Here is a 25,154-nt window from a genome sequence, read left to right on the forward strand (position 1 = left end):
GACGAAGGAGCGATTCCGCGGCGCCTGACCGGCGGCCCCTCAGGGCCGCGGACACGCGCGCGCCAGCGCGCCAATAAACACAGCGTCAAACCGTCTAGGACTACCTATCCCCTGTCATCCCCACCCCTGTCATCCCCACCACTACCACCCCGCACGCCTACCACCCCGCAGCCAGGCAATCACACCCGCAACCGCAACCGCACCAACCTGCACAGCCCCCGACATCCGCACCGCACGCCGCAGATCCGCGGCAGTGGGCGCCGGCCCGTCACCCAGGGTCGGCCGAAGTTCGGTCCCGTGCCGATACTGCGTGCGTCCACCCAACCCGATACCGAGAGCACCCGCCATAGACGCCTCGACAACCCCCGCATTGGGACTCGGGTGCCCGGCAGCATCACGCCGCCACGCGCGCAACGCACCCGAAGGTCTCCCGCCGACCAACGGAGCGAGGGCCGCCGTGAGCAGCCCGGTGACCCGGGCAGGAACAAGATTGGCGACATCGTCGGTACGAGCAGCAGCCCAGCCGAACCGCTCGTACCGCTCGTTCCGGTATCCGACCATCGCGTCGAGTGTGTTGACCGCGCGGTACCCCAGCACCCCCGGCACACCCGCGACCGCGCCCCACAGCAACGGCGCGACCGCCGCATCCGAGGTGTTCTCGGCGATGGATTCGAGCGCGGCGCGCGCAAGCCCCTCGGCATCGAGCACCGACGGGTCCCGCCCACACAGCGAAGGCAACAGTTCGCGGGCACCGACGAGATCGCCGGCGTCGAGACGATCGGCCATAGCGTGTCCAGCACGAACGAGGCTGCGACCGCCCAACGCGGTCCACGTAGCCAACGCGGTCAGCAGCACAGCACCACCCGCGCCTCTCCGGCGGGTAGCGAGCGCACCGATCCCGACCACCGACCCGACCGCGATCACCTCGTGCACCACCCCCGCACGTCGATCGTCGGCATAGGTCTCGGCTTCCAGTGCCACTGCCGCCGAACCGAACCCGGCTACCGGATGCCACCGCCGTGGATCGCCGAAGACCCGATCGAGCACAAATCCCAGCACCAGCCCGACCGCCGTCGGTGTCCCGTTCCGCACCGGCCGAGGGTAACCCTCGACCCGAATGTCACACCCGCGACCACTGCTTCGTCATCACTGTGACGGCACTTCTAGACTCGCCGGGACCGAGCAAGATCAACCGAACGGGCGCACACCATGACCGCACCGCAGCCTCTCGATCAGGCCGAACTGGCCCGCCGCTTCGAGGAACACCGCCCGTACCTGCGGCGTCTCGCCTACAGCACGCTCGGCAGCATCAGCGACGCCGAAGACGTGGTGCAGGACGCGTGGCTGCGCCTGCAACGGCAGTTCGACGCGGGCAAGGCGGACGAGATCGACAACCTGCGTGCCTGGCTCACCACCGTCATCGGCCGCCTCGCCCTGGATCAGCTCGGGTCCGCGCGCGCTCGCCGCGAACAGTACGTCGGCGAGTGGCTGCCCGAACCCGAGGTCACTTCCTGGGACGATCCGGCCGACCGCATCTCCCAGGACGAACGCGTCACGACCGCGCTGCTGGTCGTGCTCGAGTCGCTCTCGCCCGCCGAACGCACCGCGTTCGTGCTGCAAGACGTGTTCGGCATGACCGGCCCCGAGGTCGCCGAGGTGGTCGGGCGTACGCCCGCCGCGGTCCGGCAGCTCGCCTCCCGTGCCCGCAAGCACGTCGAGAACGGCACTCCACGTTTTCCCGCTTCGCCCGCCGAACAGGAGAAGGTCGTCTCGGCGTTCTCGCTGGCCTGGCGCTCGGGTGATCTGAGTTCGCTGCTCGGCATTCTCGACGAGAACGTGGTCCTCACCGCCGACGGCGGCGGCAAGGTGCCCGCCATCCGCCAGCCAGTGCGCGGCGCGGAGCTCATCGCGAAGATGCTGCTCGGCTGGTACACCGCCGCGAACGGCTGGGGTCGTGCGGTGCTGGTCAACGGCATGCCGGGCTTGGTCGTCTTCGACGGCACCAATATGGGCGTCTTCTCGTTCGTCATCGACGCCGGTCGCGTCGTCGCCATCAATGTGGTGCGCAATCCCGACAAGCTGCGCGACCTGCCCATCGACGGCGACCCGGACTGGTACCTGGGCGGCGGCCGGTAGCCGCGACGCGGCCCGGTTACGCGCCGAGGGAATATCCGTGCGCGGCCGCGACTTCGGCGGACAGCAGCTTGCCGTCGACGGCCGTGAGTCCCGCGGCCAGGCCGGGGTCGGCGGCGCAGGCTCCGCGCCAGCCCTTGTCGGCGATCACCGAGGCGAACGGCAGGGTGGCGTTGGTGAGCGCCACCGTCGAGGTGTGCGGCACCGCGCCCGGCATGTTCGCCACGCAGTAGAACAGGGAATCGGCCACGGCGAAGGTCGGATTCGCGTGGGTGGTCGGCCGGGTCGAGGCGAAGCAACCGCCCTGGTCGACGGCGATATCGACGAGCACCGAGCCGGGCCGCATGCGCGCGACGAGTTCGTCGGACACAAGTTTCGGCGCTTTTGCCCCCGGCACCAGCACCGACCCGATCACCAGATCCGCGGCGACAACGGCTTTTTCGATCTCGAGCGCATGCGAGGCGAGGGTGCCGACCCGACCGGCGAAGCGAGCGTCGAGCTCACGCAGGCGCGCCAGGTTCGTATCGAGCACGCTCACCACAGCACCCATCCCAACCGCGATACTCGCGGCGTTCGTCCCCGCGACACCGCCGCCGAGCACCACCACATCGGCCGGTCGCACCCCGGGCACACCGCCGAGCAGCACGCCACCGCCTCCCATCGGCGCCATCAGGTGGTAGGCCCCGACCTGCGCGCTGAGCTTGCCCGCCACCTCACTCATCGGTGCGAGCAACGGCAGCGACCCGTCGGGCCCGCGCACTGTTTCGTACGCGATGGCGACAACTCCCGCGGACAGGATCGCGTCGGTGCACTCCTTCGACGCCGCCAGGTGCAAGAAGGTGAACAGCACCTGATCGCGGCGCATCAGTGAGTATTCCCGCGCGATAGGCTCTTTCACCTTCACCACCAGATCCGCTCGTGCCCAGACCTGATCGGCGTCGGCCACGATCCACGCACCCGTGGCGCGGTAGTCGTCGTCAGCGAAGCCGGACCCGGCACCGGCACCGGCCTGCACGAGCACCTCGTGCCCGTGCGCGACCAGTTCGGCGGCGCCCGCCGGGGTGAGCGCCACCCGGAACTCCTGCGGCTTGACCTCCGTCGGCACCCCGACGACTACGCCCGTTCGCGTCATCGGGCAAGCCTAGGACCTGGGCCGGAGCTCAGCCGTCGGCTCGATCGCGTGTCGCGGCAGCGCCGATTACGCCGGGGCTGGAACCGGCGGGCTGGACGTCGTTTCCGGGGCCGTCGCCGGAACGGTGGTGGTGGTGGTCGGCGGTGCTGTTGTCTGCGTGGTCGTCACCGCGGGTGGCGTGGTGGTCGGGGCGAGGGTCGTCGTGACCGGCGGGACCGTTTCACCACACTCGTTGTGGCCGCAGGAGTCTGTTCCGCAATCCGGGCCGGGCACACAGTTGTACCCGGGCGGGATACCGCATTCGTTGTGACCGCAGGAGTCCGTTCCACATTCAGGCCCCGGTACACAGGTGTACCCGGGCGGAATCTCGCCTTGCGCGGGCGACCCCGGCGCGGCCTGCGTGGGTGAGTGGTAATACGACGACTCCGGCGTCGATCCACCACCCGAACCTCCCGGAACAGTGGATGCCGCGGGCGAACTCGTCGGCGTCACCGACGGCGTCGCGGTGACCGACGTCTTCGAAACCGAAGTCGATCCGGAACCACCGGAGTCACCACCGTCCGACGAACAGGCACCGACAGCGAACACCACCACAGCCATCAGCACACCGAGCGCAATCCGGAACAGGTTGCCCCTCAGTAACTTCCGCACCATGTCTTCTCCTCAGCCCACGGACCCGCACCTGGCAGGAGCAGATGCGGGTCGCACGAAAGATGTTAGATAGCAGAACTATTCGTTGAATCGCCGCTCACACGGAAAACATTTCACCTCGCACCGGCACGATCAGCTGATGCGCCCGATCGGCGTAGGCGAAGGTGCGCTCGAGATAGTCCAGCGACTCACTGAAGTGACCCCATCCCTCCGCGTGCACGGCGACGATCACGGCGTCGCCGAGCGCCGCGGCGGCCGCGACGGCGGTACGGGCGTTCAACGTGACGTCACTGTCGCCGAACCGCCCCACATTGGCCCCGCCGATGTTCAGCACCGCGGCATCGATGTGCCCGACCCGCTCGACGATCCGCTCCACCAACTCCACCGAGGCGTTGTCGCCGGACACGTACACCGTGGGCTCGCCCGGCGCGCGCAGCACGAATCCCGTGACCACACCGCTGAGCGGCTCGCATCCCGGCGGCCCGTGCAGTGCGGGCACCGCGGTGACCTCCACCGCGCCGACGGTCACCGTCTCCCACGGCGCCAGGCCGCGCACACCCTCGATCCGGCTCGCGGCATCCGGTGTCGAGAGGACCGTGTCGACCTCGGCGAGAAGCGCACGGCCCGCGGTGTCGAGGTTGTCGGCGTGCTGGTCGTGCGAGAGGAGCACGATGTCGATCGTCCCGATCTCCTCGACGGGTACGGCCGGGCCGCTGAGTTTGTGCAGGGTGATCGGACCCGGGTAGTCGCCGGGCTCGTCGAACGTCGGATCGGTGAGCCAGGTCAGTCCGCCGTAGCGGAAACGCAGGGTCGGGCCGCCGATGTGCAGGGCGGCTGCCAGGGCGGGGCGGGTGATCATCTCGGTCATGCCGATAACTCTCGCCGAGCGGGCCCACCGCCCGACAGTGGCCTGCAGGCCGTACACCGATAAGATCGGGCCATGACCTCGGTGGCCGTGATCGCGTTCGACGGAATCAGCCCGTTCCACCTGTCGGTGCCGAGCCTGGTGTTCGGCCGATCCGGTACCGGCGTCGACGACACGTCGCCCTATGACGTGCGGGTCTGCGCCGAGGAACCCGGAACACTGTCCACCGCAGCCGGTTTCGACATCACCGTCCGATACGGCCTCGATACCGTGCGCACCGCCGACTTGGTGGTCTTTCCCGGATGGGTCCGTGACCAAGGGATTTCGCCCGCGCTGAACGAGGCGGTCCACACCGCCCACGCCCACGGCGCCCGGCTGGTCGGCCTGTGCCTCGGCTCCTGGGCGATCGCGGCGACCGGGCTCGCCGACGGCCGCGAGGTGACCACCCATTGGGCCGCCGCCGACGCACTGGCTCTGGCCTACCCCGACGTCCACGTGCGCGCCGACACCCTGTGGAGCGATCTGGGCGACGTGATCACCTCCGCGGGCGTCGCCGCCGCGCTGGACTGCTGCCTGCACATCGTCCGCACCGACCTCGGCGTCCGCGCTGCCACCGAATTGGCACGATCATTGGTCACCGCCCCGCACCGCCACGGCTCGCAGGCGCAGTACATCCCGATCGCGGTGCCCGACGACGATCCCGACGACCCGATCGAATGCGCGATGGCCTGGGCTCGCGCCCGCCTCGACACCGCCGTCGACCTCGACCACTGGTCACGAGAGGCGCTGATGTCGCGGCGTACCTTCACCCGCCGCTTCCGCGATCGCACCGGCACCAGTCCCCAGCAGTGGCTCCTGCAGCAGCGCATCGACCATGCCCGGCTGCTGCTGGAATCGACCGACGACACTGTCGACCGGGTCGCCCGCGACACCGGCTTCGGCAGCACGGTGAGCCTGCGCCACCACTTCCACCGGGTGCTCGGCACGTCTCCGGCGGCCCACCGTGCGCAGTTCCGCGGTGCGGCGCAATAATGACGTTCATGATCATCAAGGTGAGCGGGTTCACTCCCGAGATCGACGACACTGCCTGGATCGCGCCGAACGCGACCGTGATCGGGCGGGTGCGTCTGGGCGCCGAGGTCGGCGTCTGGTACTCGGCGGTGCTGCGCGGCGACCTCGAACAGATCAGCATTGGCGCGCGCACCAATATCCAGGACGGCTGCGTGCTGCACGCCGACCCCGGTTTCGCGCTCACCGTCGGCACCGGGGTCTCGGTGGGACACAACGCGATTCTGCACGGCTGCACCATCGGCGACGATGTTCTCGTCGGCATGGGCGCGACCGTGCTCAACGGCGCGGTGATCGGCGCGGGCAGCCTGATCGCGGCCAATGCCCTGATTCCCGAGGGCGCGCAGATTCCGCCCGGCTCACTCGTGGCAGGAGTGCCGGGCAAGGTGCGCCGCGAACTCACCCCGGCACAGCAGGACGGCATCAAGCTGAACGCGGCGGTGTATCTACACAATCTGACCAACCATCGTGACGCCGAGGTGTTGTGACCCGTCACACTGAGCAAGTGACCAGTAGGGAACCCTGATAGCATTTGTCCTGCGTATTGCGTCCGATCATAAGAGTGGCGATCGGCACCGGATACGCGAGGCAGGAGGTATCACGGTGGCTTACGTGCATTCCGGCGTGCGCCGAGCAGCGGGACGGCTCAGCGTGGCCGATATCGCGGCCCAGCCCGGCGGGGTCGAGGCACTCCAATCCCGTGTTCACGAACTCCGTTCTCGCGGAGTACATTTCGCGGCCAATGCGATCGAGCAGGAGATGGCCGCCTTGGATCTGCCGCCGCGGGGATAATGGGGTAATGCCTACCGTTACGTCGATCCTCGCGCGGATACTCGAAAAGCCTGTCACCGACGGGGAGAAGCTGCTCGACAGCGCGCTGTCGGCATTTCTGGACTTCGGGATCAAGCGCACGAGCATGGGCGAGATCGCGCGGCGGGCCGGCATCAGCCCGGCCACCCTCTATCGGCGGTACGAATCCAAGAACGAGCTGGTCGAAGCCGTCGGCGTGCGCGAGGCACAGCGCTATGTGACCGAGATCGACGAGCGGGTGCGCGCGGTGACCGAACCCGGCGAGCAGCTCGTCGAGATCTTCGTCGCCTTCGTCACCACCATCGCCGGCAATGAACTGCTACGCCGACTGCTCAGCACCGAGCCGGAGATCATCCTGCCCCGGCTCACCACCGACGCCGGGCCCATCCTCGCCGTCGGGCGCGCGTATCTGGCCGAGAAGCTGCGCGAGCTCCAGGTCAGCGCGCCGGTGCCCGAATTCGATCCCGATCTGGTCGCCGAGATCATGGCGCGACTCGCGCTGTCGCTGGCGCTGACCCCCGACGGACTCATTCCACTCGACGACGCCGAAGCCGGGCGCGAGTTCGCGCGGCGCACGCTGCTACCGATGGTCGGCCTGCGCGACATCCACTGAGACGCCGAAGGCCGCCGCCACCACCTCGTCGATACCCGAATCAGCCACCGGTACACCGTCTTCCAGCAGGGCGCGCACCCTTCGCACGACCTCACCCGCCGCCGGACAGCCAGGATCGGGCACCGGCAGTCGCGCCACGTACTGGGTGATCCAGCGGCGCCTGCCCGAGTACAGCCGGTTGCCACAGACGGCGTCGTAGAACCGCAGTCCCAGTGCCGAATTCGCCACGCCCATCAGCAGGTACGCCAGATCGATGGCCGCGCGGCCCGCACCGAGATCGGTGAGCGAGATCCAGTAGCAGTCACCGTTGACCACCGCACCCGATCGGTCGAGGGCGAATCGCGGACGTTCGCTGATGTCGGGAAACACCAATTTCGGTGCGCCCCAGAGATGCGGGCGCTGTGGAACCCAGATCTCGAACCACTTCCGGCCGCCGTCGAGTACGTAACGTCTGCCCGACAGAGCTTGTTCGTGTGATTGTAAATATGCTGCCGCACAGGGGAATTCGGAAAGGTCGATCGGGGTGCGGCGCGGCTGCAGCAGATCGTAGGGATAGAGCACCTTCGTGCCGCGTGCCATCGCGACTCGCCAGGGTTGCAGATCATGGTGAGTGATCAACTCCCGCAGCAGTTCCGGCTCCGGCGTCGGGTCCATCTGATCCCAGCGGTCCGAGATGAACACCCGATCGGCCGTCGTCTTGATCCCCACCCGGATCCGCGCGGCCTCCCCGAACGAGCGCCAGGTGCGATCGGCGATCCGGCCGAGCCAGTGATCGACAGCGGGGCGGGACATGCGCCACGCGGCGTCACCGTGACGGCCGGATCGGATCCCGCTTCGCGGGGCGAGCAGCCCTGCCGGCTCCGCACCCACCGTCGGCGGGGCCGTCACCGTGGCCGACAGCTCCGGCGACCGCACGTCTGTCACAGGCGCACGGGCCACCACGTCGCCGGTCGCCAGCACGCCGACCTCCACCGCGAACACCCGCCCCCCGGCGCCGACGCGGCAGGCATCGTCGCCCGCCAGCGCGTCGAAAAGCTCGGTGGTGCAGTCGGGTTCGATCCCTGATTCCTCATAGACCGAGACATAGCGGCAGTCGGGTGGTCCGGTGGCACGCAGGGCGACGGTGATCGCGGGCAGCACCGCGGCGGCGAAGAGCTTGGTGTCACCGAGGTCGTAGAGCTCAACCGGGGTCAGTTCATCGGTGAGAATTCGGCGCAGGTTCGATCCGGCCCGCGTGGTGAGAAAGCGGTTGGCACAGAGCAATCCGAGCACACCCCCGGCAGTCAGCAGCCGCGGCGCCACGGCGACGAAGGGATGGGTGAGGTCGATCCGCCCGCGCAGGCCGAACTGTTTGCTCAGCAGCTGAGCGGTCGCTCCGCCCAGCTGCTGGGTCCGGACGTACGGCGGATTGCTGATGATCAAGTCGAAGGAGCCGTCGGCCAGTTGAGCGGAGGCTGCCAGGAAATCACCTGCACGGCAGTCTATTTCGACACCGAGTGCGTCAGCCCGCCCGACGGTTTCGGCGACCGCCTGTCGATCCAGGTCATATCCGGTGAGGTGAACCGTCACATCCGGTGCGTTCGAAGCGATTTCCCGATGCACCGCCAGCAGCAGCTCGCCATCCCCGCAGGCCGGGTCGAGCACACGCAGCGTCGTGGCGCGTGGCGCGTGGCGCAGCGCCCGTCGCGCCAGGAACCGCGCGAGTTCCGGTGGCGTGTAGTGCCTGCCGTGCCGTTTGCGCTCCTGCGCGTCGCGGGCCTGCGAAGCCATGCGGTCGATTGTGCCCCGGAACTGCCCCGATTCGCCGCAGGCGCGAGCCGCCCCCGAGCGCAACGTCCTCACCTGCCCAAACGTGACCGATGTTTTCAAACGGTGGGCTGCACCACTTCAGCAGGGGTGGAGCGACCACCGAGCGATCGGTAACGTCTGTCCGGTTTCACCCCGCGACACCGAATCTAGGACGATGCCGAGAATCAGCACGCTGACCGCCGCACTCACCGCAGTAGCCCTCACCGTGCTGCCCGCATCGTTACCGGCCATGGCGCAGGCCGACCCCGCACAATACGCGCCGACCATGCTCATCCTCGATGCTTCCGGCTCGATGGAACGGCCCGATCAGGGCGGCACCATGATGGACTCCGCGAAGCGGGCCGTCCGCTCGTTCGTCGCCTCCGCACCCACCGAATCCTCGGTCGGACTCACGACCTACGGCACCGGCACGAGCAATTCCGAGGCGGACAAGGCGGCCGGTTGCCGCGACGTCCAAGTGCTGCAGCAGCCGAAGATCATCGACAAGCCCGCCCTCACCACCGCTGTCGACAGCATCCACGCGCGCGGCTGGACCCCGATGGGCACCGCGCTGCGCCGAGCCGCCGACGCACTGCCCGATTCCGGTCCGCGCTCGATCGTGCTCGTCTCCGACGGTGACGACACCTGCTCCCCGCCCGACCCGTGTGAGGTCGCCAAGGAGTTGAAGCAGCAGGGCGTCGACCTGATCGTGCATTCGATCGGCTTCGCCGTCGACGACAAGGCGCGCGCCCAGCTCACCTGTACGGCGCAGGCCACCGGCGGCACCTACAGCGACGCGGCCGACGGCGCCGCGCTGGAACGCATTCTGCCGCGGGTGAGTACGGCCGCACTGCGCGATTACCAGGCCACCGGCACGCCCATCACCGGCACCGGCAGCATCGGCACCGCACCGGTCGCGAAGCCCGGCCAGTACCTCGACACCCTCGGCCAGCGGGAGAAGCGGTACTACGCGGTCGACGTACCCGAGGGCGCCACGGCCTACTTCACCGGGATCGTCTCGTTCCCCCGCGGGCGAAGCACCTCGGCGACCGAAGACATGAACGCACTCGACCTTCGCCTCTTCGGACGCGAGAGCGTGGAGTGCGGCATTCGCGAGCGTGAACTCGAGACCAGATCGAGCGACGGCGCCACCCTCACCATCGCCAAGGCCTTCGACGGCGCGGCCAAACCGCTGTTCGAGTCCGACAAGTGCACCGGCGCCGGTCGCTACACCTTCGAGCTGACCTGGGATCTGGTATCGGAGGGCTCCTCCGATCGGTTGCCCGTGGAGATTCTCGTCGGCATCGAACCCGGCGTCACCGATCCCGGCCCGGCGGCCTCGACCACCAAGACCGCGTTCGCCGAACCGACGTCGCCTGCCCGGCCGGTCAGCGGCAGTGGCTCGTTCACGACCGCCGCCACGCTGCCCGGCGGCGGCAGCTACACCGACACCGTGCAGTCGGGCGAGTACGTCTTCTACCGTGTTCGGCTCGAGTGGGGACAGGGCCTGGCCTACCGGGTGCGTTTCGCCGAGACCGGCGGCGCCAATCGCATCGCGGCCTCGAACGTGACGACCACGCTGTACTCCCCGCTCGGCACCGAAATCGGCTCCGACACCAACGCCTATACCGGCCGATCGGGCGCCGAACTTCGCCTGGCATCGGTGCCGGTCCGCTACGCCAACCGCGACAGCTACGACGTTCGCGCGCAGTCGGTGGCAGGTTGGTATTACCTCGCGGTGAAGGTCGGCATCCCGACCGGCGCCGACGCTCTGCCGCCGACGCCGGTACAGCTCGACGTCACCGTGGCCGGTGCGGCGGAGCCCGGCCCGACCTATATCGGTGCCAGTGCGCAGCAGGCAGCGGAACAGCCTGTCGCCGTGAGCGGTCCGGCGACGATCGCCCGGCCGTGGGCCTGGTACGTCCTGGTCGGGGCGGGTGTAGCGCTGGTCGCCGGCATCGGTATCGCGATCCTGGTCGTCGGCCGCCGACGCGGCTGATCCGCGCCCGCCGGCACCCGAACTCGTGGTGCCGGCGGGTTCCGCGGCAGCGGCGGAACTGCTAGATTCAGTCTCGAAATGAGACCAGTTCTCCGTACCCGAGGGAGCCACGCGATGGCGCAGACCGACCCCGACAGCAGCGATTTCGCCACCCTCCAGCGGCTGGCCGACGAACGCTGGAGCTGCCGTCAGTTCACCGCCGAACAGGTCGACCGCGCGACCATCGAACAGCTGCTGACCCTCGCCCAGCGCACGCCGTCGTGGTGCAATACCCAGCCCTGGCAGGTCGTGGTCACCGCGGGCGAGGGCACCCAGCGGTTCCGCAAGGAACTCCTCGACCACATCCAAACCGCAGGCAACACACCCGATTTCGAGTTCCCCGCCGCCTACGAGGGCATCTACCGGGACCGTCGCCGGGCCTGCGGGTTCCAGCTCTACGACAGCGTCGGCATCGTCAAGGGCGACCACGAGAAGACCATGCGCCAGATGGTGCGCAACTTCGAGTTCTTCGACGCCCCGCACGTCGCCATCGTCACCTCCGAAGCCGACCTGGGCATCTACGGCGCCGTCGACTGCGGCCTCTGGCTCGAGAACTTCCTCCTCGGCGCCCAAGCTCTCGGCCTCGGCGCCGCCCCCCAAGCCGCCCTGGCCTCCTACGCCCCCTTCATCCGCGACTACTTCGCCATCCCCGACACCCGCAAGGTCGTCTTCGGCATCTCCTTCGGCCACCCCGACACCACCCACCCGATCAACGCCTTCCGCACCGCCCGCGCCCCCCTCGACGACCAGGTCACCTGGCACACCTCCTGACCCACCCCGCGGATCAAGATCACCACGCGCTGGTGGCGGCCGGCTCTCGACCGATGCTCGCGTCAGAGCGTGGTGATCAATTGTCCAGCGTGCGCGCGATCATTCCGGGGCCCGCTTCGGGCTCGATGTCGCGGGCGGTGACGTCGGCCGCGCAGGTGTCGCAGGTCAGGTGGGTGTGGGCTTCGCCGGCGCACCCTCGGTGCCGGTATTCCACCGGTGGTCCGTCTGGTGCCATGTATGTGTCGCCCCAGTCGCGGACAGCCATCAGGATCGGATAGATGGCGTGGCCTTTCTCGGTGAGGCGGTATTCCTCGTAGACGCCGTCATCGGCCGGACGTTTCACCAGGATCTCGTGTTCGACCAGACGATCGAGGCGGTCCCGCAGCCGGCTTCGCGAAATACCGAGCGCGCTCTGGAACGCATTGAAACGGCGCACACCGGCGAAGCTGTACTTCAGGATCAGCAAGGTCCAGCGATCACCGAAGATCACCAGCGGCCGCGTGATCGAGCACGGGACATCTGCGAGTTCCTCATAGCGCACCCTGCCATTATGCGCGTGGGCGCGCTGAAAGCGACCGGGCTAGTGGTCCCCGGCGTACCGTGACGGTCTCCGGTCCCAGGCCACTTCCCTGTCCTCTTCCGCCAGCACGCCGTCTGCCACTTTCGATCGCACTTCCGCCGTCCTCGCGGCGAAATCCAGCTGACGGAACTGACGGGTTCGTGGTGGGATCTCGCGGTGATGAAGATCCGTCAGTATTCCTATTTCGCGTTGTACAGCGCAACGATGTCAGCGGTCGAGATGGCCGCCCAGCTACAGATGGATCCAGACGAAGCCGTGGTGCTGGGCAGCAAATCCGCGCAGCATCGCATTCCCCGCGCCCACCGCTGGGAAATCGTCCGGCGGAGCACCGAGAGCATCGATGAACAGATCGAGCATCTGATCGCGAGGCTGGATCCCGTACTCTCCCAGGTTATTTTGCTGACAAAGCAACCCGACGTGAGTGCGGGCATGAATGTCGTGCGCTACTACGACGATCCAGATGGTGTGCACGGGGCACCCGGCGGAACACCATGGGCGCAGGCGCGCACCTGGCCACGTCCGCTCGGGTGGCACCTCTCGGCGCCCGTACTCGAGTTCCTGCTCGCGACCGGTGCGGAACTCGATATTGACGAATACGACTCGGGCGCAAGCGAAACGGCCGCCGCCACTTCCTGAATCAGGAGGAGGGCGACGGCCGTGGAAGTGTTACCGCGGTCAGATCACAGGGGGATGTTCTTGTGGTGGCTCTTGCGGGCCGGAGCCGCCGCGAGGGCCGCGGCGATGATGCTGCGGGTCTTGGCGGGGTCGATGACCTCGTCGACGACGCCGATGGCGACGGCGCGTTCGACACCGCCCGCGAGCTGCTCGTGTTCGGCGGTGAGACGCTCGTGGAGCGCTTCGCGCTCGGATTCAGGGGCGGCGGCGAGTGCCTTCTTGTGCAGGATGCCGACGGCGGCCTTGGCGCCCATGACGGCGACTTCGGAGCCGGGCCAGGCGTAGACGGCGGTGGCGCCGAGGGCGCGGGCGTTCATCGCGATATAGGCGCCGCCGTAGATCTTGCGGGTCACCAGGGTGACGCGCGGAACGCGGGCTTCGGCGAAAGCGTGCAGCAGCTTCGCGCCGCGGCGAACCACGCCCTCGAGTTCCTGGCCGACACCGGGAAGGTAGCCGGGAACGTCGGTGACCACGACCAGCGGGATGCCGAACGCGTCGCACAGTCGCACGAAACGTGAAGCCTTCTCGGCGCTTTCGGAGTTGAGGCAGCCGCCGAGGCGCAGCGGGTTGTTGGCCAGGACGCCGACGGTGCGACCGCCGAGACGACCGAGACCGGTGACCATGCTGCGGGCGTAACCACCCTGGAGTTCCTCGAAGGAGGACTCACCGTCGACGTTGTCGAGCAGCTCGTGCACGATCGGCTTCACGTCGTAGGCGCGCTTGGCCGACTCCGGCAGCATCGCCTTGAGATCGACATCGCCGTGCTCGGCCGCGACCAGGTCGAACTCGCCCTGCTCGGCGAACATCGACACCAGCCGGCGCGCGCGGTGCATGGCGTCGGCCTCGTCATCGGCGGCGATATGACAGACGCCGGACTTCTTGAAGTGTGTGGTGGGACCACCGAGGGTCGCCATGTCGACGTTCTCGCCGGTCACCGAGCGCACCACGTCGGGTCCGGTGACGAACACGCGGCCCTCCGGCGCCATGATCACCACATCGGTCAGCGCGGGACCATAGGCGGCACCACCGGCGGCGAAGCCGAGGACCACCGAAATCTGGGGAACGAGACCGGACGCGCGAACCATGGCCTCGAAGACCAGGCCTACCGCGTGCAGCGCCTCGACACCCTCGGCCAGGCGGGCACCACCGGAGTGCCACAGCCCGACGACGGGGATGGAGGATTCGATCGCGGTGTCGATCGCGTCGACGATGTGCTTGCAGCCCTCGACGCCCATCGCGCCGCCCATGACGGTCGCGTCGGAGCAATAGGCCACGGTGCGGACCCCGTCGACCTCGCCGATCGCGGCGAGCACGCCGGAGCGGTCACGCGGATGCAGCGGCAGGACGGTGCCGGGGTCGAAGAAGCGCTGGAGCCGACCCAGTGGGTCGCGCGGATCGGTGGTGGTGTCTTGAAACGCGGGAGCAATGATGGTCATCGCGCTCACTCCTTCGTAAAGATTGCCGCGGCGGCGGCTGCTGTGGCGAACCGCCGGTGGGAGTCGAACCATTCAGTTGGCACGACCCCCACCGGGGATCGGAATGCAGTCGGCGGCTTATGCCCGACCGAAGGCGAGCGCGACGTTGTGCCCACCGAAACCGAAGGAATTGTTGATCGCGTACTCGATTTCCTGCCGACGGGCTTCCCCGTGCACAACATCGAGATCGATCTCCGGATCCTGGTTGTCCAGGTTCAGTGTCGGCGGAACAATGCCGTCCCGGATCGCGAGCACGGTGAGGATCGACTCCAGGGCGCCCACGGCGCCGATCGAGTGACCCAGTGCCGACTTCGGCGCGTACACCGAAGCGTGCTTACCGATCGCCTTGTGGATCGCGTTCGCCTCGGCGGAGTCACCGATGGGCGTCGCGGTCGCGTGGGCGTTGATGTGGGTGATGTCGCTCTTGGTCAGACCAGCGGTCTGCATCGCGCGAGTCATCGCCCTGGCCGCACCGGTGCCCTCGGGATCGGGAGCGACCAGGTGGAACCCGTCGGAGGTGATACCGGCACCCAGCAGACGAGCGTGGATGGTGGCACCGCGCGCCTTGGCGTGCTCTTCGGTCTCGATGACCATGAGCGCGCCGGCCTCACCGAAGACGAAACCGTCGCGATCCTTGTCGAAGGGACGCGAAGCACCCTTCGGATCGTCGTTGCGGGTACTCATCGCGCGCATCATGGAGAACGCCGCGATCGGCACCGAGTCGATGAAGCCCTCGACACCACCGGTGACGACGATGTCGGCGTCACCCATCACGATCATCCGCCACGCGTTGGCGATGGCCTCCGAACCCGACGAGCACGCCGAGACCGGAGTGACCACTCCCGCCCTGGCCTTCAGCTCGAGACCGACGACCGCCGACGGACCGTTCGGCATGACCATCTGAACAGCCAGCGGCGAGATCTTGCGATAGCCGCCGTTCTTCAGCTTGTCGACCGAGTCGATCAGGGCGTCGCCGCCGCCGAGTCCGGTGCCGATCGCGACGCCGAGACGGTCGTTGTCGACCTCCGGGCTGCCCGCGTTCTTCCACACCTCACGACCGAGAACGGTCGCCAGGCGCTCGACATACGCCATACGGCGGATCTCGACCCGGCTCAACAGGGTGTCGGGGCTGACCTTCAGGTGACCGCCGATTCGCACCGGCAGGTCGTATTCCTCGATGAAGGAATCCTCGAGAACGTCGATTCCGCTCTCACCGTTGAGGAGTCCCTTCCACGTCGCATCGACATCACCAGCGATCGACGTGGTCGCCGCCATCGACGTGACGACGACGTTGGGGAAGTTCCCGTTCAAAGTACTGGGAGCAGGAGTGGTCAAAGTTCGGCCCTACTCGCCGGCGCTGTCGAACTTGGCCTTGAGCTCGGCGGCGACGTCGGCGTTCTCGGCCTCGAGCTTCTGGACGTAAGCGACGGAGTCACCGACAGTCTTCAGGCTGGCCAGATCCTCATCGGGGATCTTGACGCCGTACTTGTCTTCCATCTGCACAGCGATCTCGACCATGGACAGCGAGTCGATGTCCAGGTCGTCGACGAAGGACTTCTCGAGGGTCACCTCGGAGGGTTCGATACCCGTAACCTCTTCGATGATCTTGCCGAGTTCTTCGACGATCTGTTCCTGGGTCAGAGCGGCCACTTTGGTGGCTCCCTTCTTGTTGCTATTTGTAGGGTTCGTGAACGGCCTGCACTTCGCTGTGCACAACCGCCGGGGGAAAGCTAGCCCGAGGTGGTCAGTTCGGCCAACGCGGGGAGGTCTTCGGGGGTCTTCAGGGCCAGATTGGGCGTGCCCTTCAGTTCCCGTTTGGCGATGCCGACCAGCGTGCCCGCCGGCGGCAACTCGACCACGGCCGAGACGGCCGCGGCGCGAATGGTCTCGTTGCACAGGTCCCAGCGCACCGGGCGAGTGACCTGAGCGGCAAGTTTTTCGATCGCGTCGGCGCCCGAGGTGACCGGTTGTCCGTCGAAGTTCGACAGCAGCGTCCGGATCGGGTCGCTCGGCGAGATCTGGGCGATGGCATCGGCGACAGCTTCCTGTGCCGGGGCCATGAAGACGGTGTGGAACGCACCGGCGACGGGCAACGCGCGGACCCGTGCCTTCTCCGGCGGGTTCGCGGCGAGCTCCGCCAGAGCTTCCAGGCGGCCCGCTGCGACGATCTGGCCTACCGCGTTGCGGTTGGCCGGGACGAGATCGAGTTCGGCGAGCCGTGCGAGCACGGTGGCCTCATCGCCACCGAGCACTGCGGACATGCCGGTCGGCTCCAGCGCACAGGCCTTGGCCATCTCCCGGCCGCGGATGGCGGCGAGGGCGACTGCCTCGTCGGCGGTGATGACACCGGCGACAGCGGCTGCGGCGAATTCGCCGACCGAGTGTCCGGCGACGACTGTATCCGCCGGAATCGACCCGGGGGCGATTTCGGCGAACGCGAGGAGGGCGGCGGCGACCACGAGCGGCTGCGTCACCGCGGTGTCGACGATCTCCTCGGCCGTCGCGGTGGTACCGAGACGGACCAGATCGAGGCCTGCGGCCTTCGACCAGAGCTCGAGGCGATCAGTCGCACCGGGAAGTGCGAGCCACGGCGTGAGCATGCCGGGTGTCTGGGACCCCTGTCCAGGGGTGAGCAACGCGATCACCCCCTAAGACAACACTGTGACCCCCGCCGCATGAGATGTCGGCGCGAATGAAGCTTTCCGATCGCTTTTGTAGGGGTCCCACAAAATCCGAGGTGGGGTGTCGGGATCGACCGATTCCCCAATCCCGTTACAGGGGGTCGTGAGCCAATGGGGCAGACGGGGTTTCTGTGACAGAAGGAGACGATTCGTTATGCGTTCGTGTCAAACGGCCCACTGTTGCTGCGATTCGGAGCACATAGGCGTCCCGGGGATTCATCGGATCGCGGCCGGTGACCTCGCCGATTCGTTTGAGTCGGTACCGAACGGTATTTGGATGGACGTACAGCTGCCGAGCGCAAGTTTCTACTGCTCCGCCACAATCCAGGTAGGCGTCGAGTGTGTCGGATAACGAAGATCCGGCAGCAGCCAACGGGAGCACAAGATACTCGTTCAACGCCTCTATCGCAGCTCTATCGCCCAGCAACGCGCGCTCGGGCAACAACTCCGTGGCGTGAACGGGCCTTGGCGCCGCGCGCCAGCCCACCACGGCCTCCATTCCCGCCAGCGCCTCGATCGCCGACGCGTGCGCCGCCCCGAGGGTGCGCATCGTCGGACCGATCACCACCGGGCCGTCGGAGAACACCTCGGCCAGCAGATCGGTGAGGAACGGCGAGCCCATGCCCGACTCCCCCAGGTGCCCGCTGACCACCATCACCAGCCGCGCACCCTGCACCACCGCCAGCGCGGCCCTGCCGTGTTTGGTCGCGATGGTGTGCACCGCGCCGACCGTCGACACGCCCTGGTCCAGCGGCGGTGTGCCGACCAGCACCGTGGCGGGCGCCGTGGCGTCCCAGTTCAACGTGGCGGCCCGGGAAAGCATGTCGGGACCCGTGTCGCCGCGGACCACCGCGTCGACCACCAGGGCCTCCAGGCGGGTATCCCACGCACCACGCGACTCGGCGGCGCTGGCGTACACCGAGGCGGCCGCGAAGCCGAGCTCACGCCCGTACCGCAGCACCGCCTCGGTGAGCGCCACCAGCTGCCGATCGTTGCGCGCCAGCGCGGGCAGCCACTGCTCGAAGAAGTCCATGGCCACCCGCACCATGTCCACGGTCTGGCGCAGCGTGAGCCGCCGCGCCAGATCCTGTGGAATCACCTGGAACGCGTCCAGGCTGAAGCGGATATCGGAATCGGGATCCTGCAACCACTCCAGGAAGTTCACGACCGCCGTCTGCACCAGCATCTGCACGCCCGCTCGCTGCGCGGCGTCCAGATCGGCGAAGAACGGCAGCCGATCCTGCATCGACCCCACCGCCTCGGTGGACAGCCGGCCCGAGAACTGCTTGACCCGCTTGAGCAGCGTGTCGGGCAGCGGATCACGGGTCTGCCGATTCGGGGACAGAGCCCCCGTCGGCAGATAGACCTCGTGTTCGCTGGTGCCCTCGGTGATCCGACGGGGCCGCGGCGGTTTGCGCTCCACAGTCCAATAGTCCGCTACGCGAGTTCCTCTGCCGCGTCCGCACTCGGCTTCGGCGCGGCGGCCACGCTGTCGATGCCGTATTTCGCGGCCGCTTCCACCGCCTTGGCCTTGTCGAACGTGCCGTCCCGGACGAGACCCTCGAGCACGGCGACCACGATCGACTGCGCGTCGACGTTGAACACCCGGCGCGCGGCCGTGCGGGTGTCGGAGAAGCCGAACCCGTCGGTGCCGAGGGTGATGTAGTCGCCGGGCACCCACTGCCGGATCTGATCGGGCACCGCGCGCATCCAATCCGTCGCGGCGACCACCGGTCCCCGCGCGGCCGAGAGCGCCTGGGTGACATACGGCGAGCCCGAATCCGCATCGGGGTGCTTGAGCGCCGCGATCTCCTTGTCGAGCGCCTCCCGGCGGAGCTCGCCGAACGAGGTCACCGACCACACGTCCGCGGCCACACCCCACTCCTGCGCCAGGATCTCCTGCGCGCGCAACCCGTCGGGCACGGTCACGCCGGAGACGAGGATCTGGGCGCGAACCTCGCTCTCACCGCCGCCCTGGTACAGATACAGACCTTTGAGCAGACCCGCGACGTCGAGGTCGTCGGGCTCGGCCGGCTGCTGATAGGGCTCGTTGTACAAGGTGATGTAGTAGAAGATGTTCTCCCCGCCGAACGTGCCGACCGCGGGCACCTCGGTGCCGGGCAGCTGACTGGCCGGGGCTTCGCCGCCGCCGTACATCCGGCGCAGACCGTCGCGCACGATGTGCGCGATCTCGAACGAGAACGCCGGATCGTAGGTCACCACGGCGGGATTCGACGATGCCAGCAGCAGCGACTGCCCGTCGTTGTGCTGCAGACCCTCACCGGTGAGGGTGGTGCGGCCCGCGGTGGCGCCGAGGACGAATCCGCGCGCGAGCTGGTCGGCCGCGGCCCAGAAGCTGTCGCCGGTGCGCTGGAATCCGAACATCGAATAGAAGATGTAGAGCGGGATCATCGGCTCGCCGTGGGTGGCGTAGGAAGTGGCGACCGCGGTGAACGAGGCGGTGGAACCGGCTTCGTTGATGCCCTCGTGCAGGATCTGGCCGACCGCGCTCTCCTTGTAGGCGAGCATCAGTTCCGCGTCGACCGAGGTGTAGAGCTGGCCGTTGCGGTTGTAGATCTTCAGCGTCGGGAACCACGAGTCCATGCCGAAGGTGCGGGCCTCGTCCGGGATGATCGGCACGATGCGCTTGCCGATCTCCTTGTCGCGCAACAGTTCCTTGACCAGGCGCACCAGCGCCATCGTCGTGGCGACCTTCTGCTTGCCCGAACCCTTGCGCACCGAGCGGTAGGCCTCGTCGCCCGGCAGCTTCAGCGCCTTGGCGGGCGAGCGACGCTCCGGCACGAAACCGCCGAGCGACGTGCGGCGGGCCAGCATGTACTCGATGGCCGGATCGTCCATGCCGGGGTGGTAGTACGGCGGCAGGTACGGGTCCTTCTCCAGCTCGGCGTCGCTGATCGGGATGCGCTGCAGATCGCGGAAGTCCTTGAGGTCCTGCAGCGCCAGCTTCTTCATCTGGTGGGTGGCGTTGCGGCCCTCGAAGTGCTTGCCGAGGGTGTAGCCCTTGATCGTCTTGGCCAGGATCACCGTCGGCTGGCCCTTGTGCGCCATCGCCGCCGAATACGCCGCGTAGACCTTGCGGTAGTCGTGTCCGCCGCGCTTGAGATTCCAGATCTCGCTGTCGGACATGTTCTGCACCAGTGCTTTGGTGCGCGGGTCGCGGCCGAAGAAGTGGTCGCGCACGTACGCGCCGTCATTGGCCTTGTAGGTCTGGTAGTCACCGTCGGGGGTGGAGTTCATCAGGTTCACGAGTGCACCGTCACGGTCGGCGCCGAGCAGCGCGTCCCACTCGCGACCCCAGACCACCTTGATCACGTTCCAGCCCGCGCCACGGAAGAACGACTCCAGTTCCTGGATGATCTTGCCGTTGCCGCGCACCGGGCCGTCGAGCCGCTGCAGGTTGCAGTTGATCACGAAGGTCAGGTTGTCGAGCGCCTCGTTGGCGGCCACCTGGATCAGGCCGCGCGACTCGGGCTCGTCCATCTCGCCGTCGCCGAGGAACGCCCACACGTGCTGGTCGGAGGTGTCCTTGATGCCGCGATCGGTGAGGTAGTGGTTGAACCTGGCCTGGTAGATCGCGTTCATCGGGCCCAGGCCCATCGAGACCGTCGGGAACTCCCAGAAGTCCGGCATCAGCCGCGGATGCGGGTAGGACGGCAGGCCCTTGCCCAGGCCGCCGTGGCTGTATTCCTGACGGAATCCGTCGAGCCGGTCCGTGCTGAGGCGGCCCTCGAGGAAACCGCGCGCGTAGATGCCCGGCGAGGCGTGACCCTGGATGTAGACGTGGTCGCCGCCGCCGGGGTGATCCTTGCCGCGGAAGAAGTGGTTGAAGCCCACCTCATAGAGCGCCGCCGAGGACGCGTAGGTCGAAATATGGCCGCCGACACCGATTCCGGGGCGCTGCGCGCGATGCACCATGATCGCGGCGTTCCACCGGATCCAGGCGCGGAAGCGGCGCTCGACTTCCTCGTCACCGGGGAACCACGGTTCGTTCTCGGTGGGAATGGTGTTGACGTAATCGGTGGAGGTGAGCGCCGGAATCGAGACACGGCGTTCGCCCGCTCGCTCGAGCAGGCGCAACATCAGGTAGCGGGCGCGACCCGGGCCTTCCCGGTCGAGCATGTCGTCGAAGGATTCCAGCCATTCACTGGTCTCTTCGGGGTCGATATCCGGTAGATACGACGCCACTCCTTCGCGGATGACCCGTACCCGTTCACCGGTGGGTTTGGTGGTGGATTCACCGCCCCCGGTGGAGGTCGCTACTGGATCGTTGGAAGCTGCAGAGTGGATCAGGTCGGTCAAATCTGCTCCTCGTGATGGGGGCTGAACTGCTTGGTCGGCGTCGCTATCCCCGGGCCTGCCCGCTTGGTGTGCGGACCACCCGTTGCGAAAGGTTCGGGTGCACCCCCCATCCTTACCGAAACGGCTGCCGAGGTCATCACCTCAGCGCGAATACCATTAGGTAGGTTCTGCGGGGAAATACGAGTCACGCACGTGAGTGAGAGGGAACGCCGGACGATGAGGGAGCTGCACGCGCGCCGACTGGGGCTGATCTGTGCCTTTGTCGCCGTGACCGCGGGTTCGGTGGTGGCGGGTTGTGCCGAGCAGATCCCCGGCACACCGACGACCGACGCGGCCGAAGTGGCCGCCTACAAGACCACCGCCGCGGCGTCGTCCTCGGCCGCCGCGTCCTCGCGCGCCGCGGCCGCGCGAGAGCGCGCGATCACCGACAACTGCGGCCAGTTCGCCACCACCACCGGCGCCGGCGTCACCGCGTACAACGACTTCGTCTCCGCCCACGACACCAACGCTCCCGACTACGCCGCCAAGCGCGAGTCCGCGGCCACCACCCTCGACAACGCGGCGACCAAAGTGGAGTCCGGCGTCGTCGCCGCGGCGGGCGCGTTGCCGACCGAACTGGCCGACAAATTCACCGCGTATGTCGTCGCGGCACGCGAGCTGGCCGTGCAGACCAGAAAGATGACCTACAACTCACCTGTCGGCAAGCTCAACGAGGCCAGCCGCACCATCAACCAGGCACGCACCGCCGTCCACGACGCCTGTTGAGACGGCCGATTTCGCCCTCCCGACACGCGGCATACGGTCCCAATTCATCCGATCAGCTTGCGCTGCGGCCGATAACCATGTTCGCTTGCACCTATCTTACTGTCGGAAGTTTAGGGAGGACACCACCGTGGTCGCCGCGGCGGACGCGCAGAACTACGCTCAGAAGCTTGGCATTTCTCACGGCTTGGTTGTTCAGGAATTGGGCTGGGACGAGGACACCGACGACGCATTGCGCGCCGAGATCGAGGAGGTCAGCGGCGGCGAAATGGTCGACGAAGACTCCGATGAGGTCGTTGACGCCGTCCTGCTGTGGTGGCGAGAAGGTGACGGCGATCTGGCCGACGAGCTGATGGATGCCATCAGCCCGCTGGCCGATGAAGGCTTCATCTGGGTCCTCACCCCCAAAACCGGTCAACAAGGCCATGTCGATCCGAGCGAGATCGCCGAAGCCGCACCCACGGCCGGCCTGACCCAGACATCCACCATCAGCCTCGGCAGTTGGACGGGCTCACGCCTCGTTCAGCCGAAGGCACCGTCCAAACAGCGCTGAATCCGCCGTTCGCTAGGGTCTCAGTTGGGCTCGCATGCCCGGCTGGGACCCGACACGACGGAGGATTCGTAGTATGCCGCTAGAGGTTGGCACTCTCGCGCCGGATTTCACGCTCAAGGACCAGAACAACCAGCCCGTCACCCTGTCGGATTTCCGCGGCAAGAAGAACGTGCTGCTGGTGTTCTATCCGCTCGCCTTCACCGGCATCTGCCAAGGCGAGCTGTGCAAGGTCCGCGACGAGCTGCCCAAATTCCAGAACGACGACGCCGAGATCATCGCGATCTCCGTCGGACCGCCACCCACCCACAAGATCTGGGCCGCGGAACAGGGCTACCTGTTCCCCCTGCTGTCGGACTTCTGGCCGCACGGCGCCGTCACCCAGTCCTACGACGTCTTCAACGAGAAATCCGGCTACCCCAACCGCGGAACCTTCGTCGTCGACAAGTCCGGCTACATCACTTTCGCGGAGATGAACGGCCCCGGACAGGCCCGTGACCAGGCGGCTTGGGAGAAAGCCCTCGCCGCGCTAGATTCATAACCCGACACCGCCGGTACTCCCCGGCGGTGCCAGGGCGTATAGCTCAGCGGTAGAGCACTGGTTTTACACACCAGCGGTCCGCGGTTCGATCCCGCGTGCGCCCACAGATGTTGTACAGGTCCACCATCACGACTACTGAGTGTGATCACAGCAGCTGCAAGACGGGGGATTATCATGCTCTCGCTCGATGCAACTACGGAGAGTCCGAGTCACCCGGCAGGCACCGGCTCTGTGGTCCGTGCGTTCGTCTTCGCACTGGACCCCACCCCCGCCCAGCAGGACATGCTCCAGTCGCATTGCGGTGCCCAGCGGTTCGCCTACAACTGGGGACTCGCGATGGTTCGGGCCGTCCTCGCGCAACGTGAAGCCGAGCGCTCGTACGGTGTCCCTGCAGAAGATCTGACTCCGCATGTGAACTGGTCGGCCTACGCACTCCGCAAACGATGGAACGCAGCCAAGCCGACAGCGGCTCCGTGGTGGTCAGAGAACTCGAAGGAGGCCTACGCAAGCGGGCTGGCCAACCTGGCCACCGCGCTGACCCGTTGGGCACAGGGGCGGGATTCCGGTACGAACCGGGTTCGTCGATTCCCGAAGTTCAAGTCCAAGCGGAGTCGACAGTCCTGCCGATTCTCTACCGGCGCATTCGGGCTGGTGGCCACCGACCGACGACATGTCAAACTTCCCAGGATCGGCGTTGTCCGCACTTTGGAGTCGACCAGGTCGCTGGAACGGCGCATCCGACCAGGGGGCGCCCGAATCCGTTCTGCCACTGTCAGCTTCCGGAACGAGCGTTGGCAAGTGTCGTTCTCGGTCGAGCTGTCCGGCCCCCCGACTACACCCGCAAGCAAACGGATTCCTGTTGTCGGTGTAGACCTCGGGATCAAGCACTTGGCGATTTTGTCGATGCCGATCCCTGGTATCTCCGATGAAGACGGGTTCGTCGCGGCGCCACCGGATGTCGAGCGCACCACGAAAAAACTTCGACGTCTGCAACGTCGCGCCGCACGTCGGCACGGTCCCGACAGGCGGACCAACCGCACACCATCTCGGCGCTGGGAGAAGACCAGAGCGGAGATAGCGCGGGTACACAAACAGCTGACGAATGCCCGCACAGACAGCCTTCACCAACTGACCACACAGCTGACCACCTCCTGCGAGTCCATAGCCATCGAGGACCTGCATGTCGCCGGACTGATCCGAAACCGAAGGCTCAGCCGGAAGATTCAGCTTGCCGCGTGGGGCGAGCTACGCCGCCAACTCACGTACAAGTCGAAATGGCGAGGAACCTCGCTTGTTGTCGCCGATCGGTTCTACCCCAGCTCGAAGACCTGCAGCGGATGCGGCGCAGTGAAAAACAAACTGCGCCTGTCCGATCGGGTCTTTCGATGTGAAAATTGCAGTGCCGAGCTGGACCGCGATATCAACGCGGCCAGAAACCTGGCCGCGCTGGTTCATCAGCAGGACAGGCCGTCCGCGGCGAGTTGCGTCGGGACGCTAAACAAGCCCGATGGAAACCTGCGTAAGTCCGGCGTCTTGTCGGCAATGGGTACTGCCACGGGTAGGCCCTCGAGGTCAACGCCGCGCAGCAACGCGACGGCTGTCCGACAAGACAACGGTTCGATCCCCTCTGCGCCGCAGCAGAAGTAGCAGCTCTTCGCCGCAGGAAATCCCGCACACGCCATCAACCACTGTGAGGTGACG

The 25,154-nt window shown here is 67.2% G+C and carries 23 protein-coding genes and 1 tRNA gene; 13 read left to right on the plus strand and 11 right to left on the minus strand.

All coding sequences use genetic code 11. The features are described 5' to 3' along the window. Positions 1-141: 141 nt before the first annotated feature. Entirely contained in the window at positions 142-1,092 is a 951-nt protein-coding gene (locus tag ACFQ9R_RS32460; protein ID WP_378996258.1) for a cobalamin biosynthesis protein, read from the minus strand. Positions 1,093-1,209: 117 nt separating this feature from the next. On the opposite strand from ACFQ9R_RS32460, the gene sigJ reads away from it, so the two are divergent. After that, positions 1,210-2,136 carry an RNA polymerase sigma factor SigJ gene (sigJ, locus tag ACFQ9R_RS32465; RefSeq protein WP_378996260.1) on the plus strand — a complete coding sequence of 309 codons (927 nt, stop codon included), beginning with the start codon at positions 1,210-1,212 and terminating at the stop codon, positions 2,134-2,136. A 16-nt stretch (positions 2,137-2,152) separates the two neighbouring features. On the opposite strand, the gene ald is transcribed toward sigJ, so the two are convergent. Further along, positions 2,153-3,265 (minus strand): alanine dehydrogenase, encoded by a 1,113-nt coding sequence (gene ald, locus ACFQ9R_RS32470; RefSeq protein ID WP_378996262.1) that lies wholly within the window; start codon positions 3,263-3,265, stop codon positions 2,153-2,155. 748 nt (positions 3,266-4,013) lie between these two features. After that, a complete protein-coding gene (locus ACFQ9R_RS32475; protein ID WP_378996265.1) occupies positions 4,014-4,784 on the minus strand; it encodes an MBL fold metallo-hydrolase in 771 nt (256 codons plus the stop codon). Between the two features lie 72 nt (positions 4,785-4,856). Between ACFQ9R_RS32475 and ACFQ9R_RS32480 the strand changes: the two genes are divergently transcribed. The 4 genes from ACFQ9R_RS32480 to ACFQ9R_RS32495 all read left to right on the plus strand — a co-directional run bounded on the left by ACFQ9R_RS32480 (position 4,857) and on the right by ACFQ9R_RS32495 (position 7,272). Next, on the plus strand, positions 4,857-5,813 hold the full coding sequence (locus ACFQ9R_RS32480; protein ID WP_378996267.1) for a GlxA family transcriptional regulator: 957 nt from the start codon (positions 4,857-4,859) through the stop codon (positions 5,811-5,813). Positions 5,814-5,821: 8 nt separating this feature from the next. Beyond that, positions 5,822-6,337, plus strand: a complete 516-nt coding sequence (locus ACFQ9R_RS32485) for a gamma carbonic anhydrase family protein (RefSeq protein WP_101469311.1) — start codon at positions 5,822-5,824, stop codon at positions 6,335-6,337. A gap of 115 nt (positions 6,338-6,452) precedes the next feature. Then, positions 6,453-6,641, plus strand: a complete 189-nt coding sequence (locus tag ACFQ9R_RS32490; RefSeq protein ID WP_378639113.1) for a hypothetical protein — start codon at positions 6,453-6,455, stop codon at positions 6,639-6,641. 7 nt (positions 6,642-6,648) lie between these two features. After that, positions 6,649-7,272: a TetR/AcrR family transcriptional regulator gene (locus ACFQ9R_RS32495; protein WP_378996269.1), complete on the plus strand. Its 624-nt coding sequence runs from the start codon at positions 6,649-6,651 to the stop codon at positions 7,270-7,272. Here the strand turns inward: ACFQ9R_RS32495 and ACFQ9R_RS32500 are convergent. After that, complete coding sequence (locus tag ACFQ9R_RS32500) at positions 7,240-9,042, minus strand: Eco57I restriction-modification methylase domain-containing protein (protein WP_378996271.1); 1,803 nt, start codon at positions 9,040-9,042, stop codon at positions 7,240-7,242. The two genes, ACFQ9R_RS32495 and ACFQ9R_RS32500, sit on opposite strands and share 33 nt — an antisense overlap. A gap of 193 nt (positions 9,043-9,235) precedes the next feature. On the opposite strand from ACFQ9R_RS32500, the gene ACFQ9R_RS32505 reads away from it, so the two are divergent. Together ACFQ9R_RS32505 and ACFQ9R_RS32510 are read left to right on the plus strand one after the other, a co-directional pair. Next, a complete protein-coding gene (locus ACFQ9R_RS32505) occupies positions 9,236-11,059 on the plus strand; it encodes a VWA domain-containing protein (protein ID WP_378996273.1) in 1,824 nt (607 codons plus the stop codon). A gap of 114 nt (positions 11,060-11,173) precedes the next feature. Next, positions 11,174-11,869: a nitroreductase gene (locus ACFQ9R_RS32510; RefSeq protein WP_378996275.1), complete on the plus strand. Its 696-nt coding sequence runs from the start codon at positions 11,174-11,176 to the stop codon at positions 11,867-11,869. Positions 11,870-11,945: 76 nt separating this feature from the next. On the opposite strand, the gene ACFQ9R_RS32515 is transcribed toward ACFQ9R_RS32510, so the two are convergent. Continuing rightward, positions 11,946-12,410: a winged helix-turn-helix transcriptional regulator gene (locus ACFQ9R_RS32515; RefSeq protein ID WP_378996277.1), complete on the minus strand. Its 465-nt coding sequence runs from the start codon at positions 12,408-12,410 to the stop codon at positions 11,946-11,948. A gap of 198 nt (positions 12,411-12,608) precedes the next feature. Between ACFQ9R_RS32515 and ACFQ9R_RS32520 the strand changes: the two genes are divergently transcribed. After that, positions 12,609-13,085 carry a DUF4279 domain-containing protein gene (locus ACFQ9R_RS32520; RefSeq protein WP_378996279.1) on the plus strand — a complete coding sequence of 159 codons (477 nt, stop codon included), beginning with the start codon at positions 12,609-12,611 and terminating at the stop codon, positions 13,083-13,085. A gap of 44 nt (positions 13,086-13,129) precedes the next feature. On the opposite strand, the gene ACFQ9R_RS32525 is transcribed toward ACFQ9R_RS32520, so the two are convergent. The 6 genes from ACFQ9R_RS32525 to aceE form a co-directional block, all read right to left on the minus strand. Next, on the minus strand, positions 13,130-14,560 hold the full coding sequence (locus ACFQ9R_RS32525) for an acyl-CoA carboxylase subunit beta (protein WP_378996281.1): 1,431 nt from the start codon (positions 14,558-14,560) through the stop codon (positions 13,130-13,132). Positions 14,561-14,677: 117 nt separating this feature from the next. Then, on the minus strand, positions 14,678-15,934 hold the full coding sequence (locus tag ACFQ9R_RS32530; protein WP_266299014.1) for a KasA/KasB family beta-ketoacyl-ACP synthase: 1,257 nt from the start codon (positions 15,932-15,934) through the stop codon (positions 14,678-14,680). 9 nt (positions 15,935-15,943) lie between these two features. Further along, positions 15,944-16,249 (minus strand): meromycolate extension acyl carrier protein AcpM, encoded by a 306-nt coding sequence (gene acpM / locus ACFQ9R_RS32535; protein ID WP_056821158.1) that lies wholly within the window; start codon positions 16,247-16,249, stop codon positions 15,944-15,946. A gap of 80 nt (positions 16,250-16,329) precedes the next feature. Further along, entirely contained in the window at positions 16,330-17,244 is a 915-nt protein-coding gene (locus ACFQ9R_RS32540) for an ACP S-malonyltransferase (RefSeq protein WP_101469200.1), read from the minus strand. Positions 17,245-17,371: 127 nt separating this feature from the next. Then, positions 17,372-18,673, minus strand: coding sequence for a PucR family transcriptional regulator (locus tag ACFQ9R_RS32545; protein ID WP_378996361.1), 1,302 nt, complete (start codon positions 18,671-18,673; stop codon positions 17,372-17,374). Positions 18,674-18,717: 44 nt separating this feature from the next. Beyond that, complete coding sequence (gene aceE / locus ACFQ9R_RS32550) at positions 18,718-21,600, minus strand: pyruvate dehydrogenase (acetyl-transferring), homodimeric type (RefSeq protein ID WP_378996283.1); 2,883 nt, start codon at positions 21,598-21,600, stop codon at positions 18,718-18,720. A gap of 216 nt (positions 21,601-21,816) precedes the next feature. Between aceE and ACFQ9R_RS32555 the strand changes: the two genes are divergently transcribed. The 5 genes from ACFQ9R_RS32555 (at position 21,817) to tnpB (ending at position 25,100) form a co-directional block, all read left to right on the plus strand. After that, positions 21,817-22,365, plus strand: coding sequence for a hypothetical protein (locus tag ACFQ9R_RS32555; protein ID WP_378996285.1), 549 nt, complete (start codon positions 21,817-21,819; stop codon positions 22,363-22,365). A 127-nt stretch (positions 22,366-22,492) separates the two neighbouring features. Next, positions 22,493-22,915, plus strand: a complete 423-nt coding sequence (locus ACFQ9R_RS32560) for a DUF3052 domain-containing protein (protein WP_101469203.1) — start codon at positions 22,493-22,495, stop codon at positions 22,913-22,915. A gap of 73 nt (positions 22,916-22,988) precedes the next feature. Beyond that, positions 22,989-23,453 carry a peroxiredoxin gene (locus tag ACFQ9R_RS32565; RefSeq protein ID WP_067456651.1) on the plus strand — a complete coding sequence of 155 codons (465 nt, stop codon included), beginning with the start codon at positions 22,989-22,991 and terminating at the stop codon, positions 23,451-23,453. 32 nt (positions 23,454-23,485) lie between these two features. After that, positions 23,486-23,557 (plus strand) — tRNA-Val (locus ACFQ9R_RS32570). A gap of 70 nt (positions 23,558-23,627) precedes the next feature. Next, complete coding sequence (tnpB, locus tag ACFQ9R_RS32575; RefSeq protein ID WP_378996287.1) at positions 23,628-25,100, plus strand: IS607 family element RNA-guided endonuclease TnpB; 1,473 nt, start codon at positions 23,628-23,630, stop codon at positions 25,098-25,100. Positions 25,101-25,154 lie beyond the last annotated feature (54 nt).

This window comes from Nocardia sp. NPDC056541, assembly GCF_042794235.1.
GTDB lineage: Bacteria > Actinomycetota > Actinomycetes > Mycobacteriales > Mycobacteriaceae > Nocardia.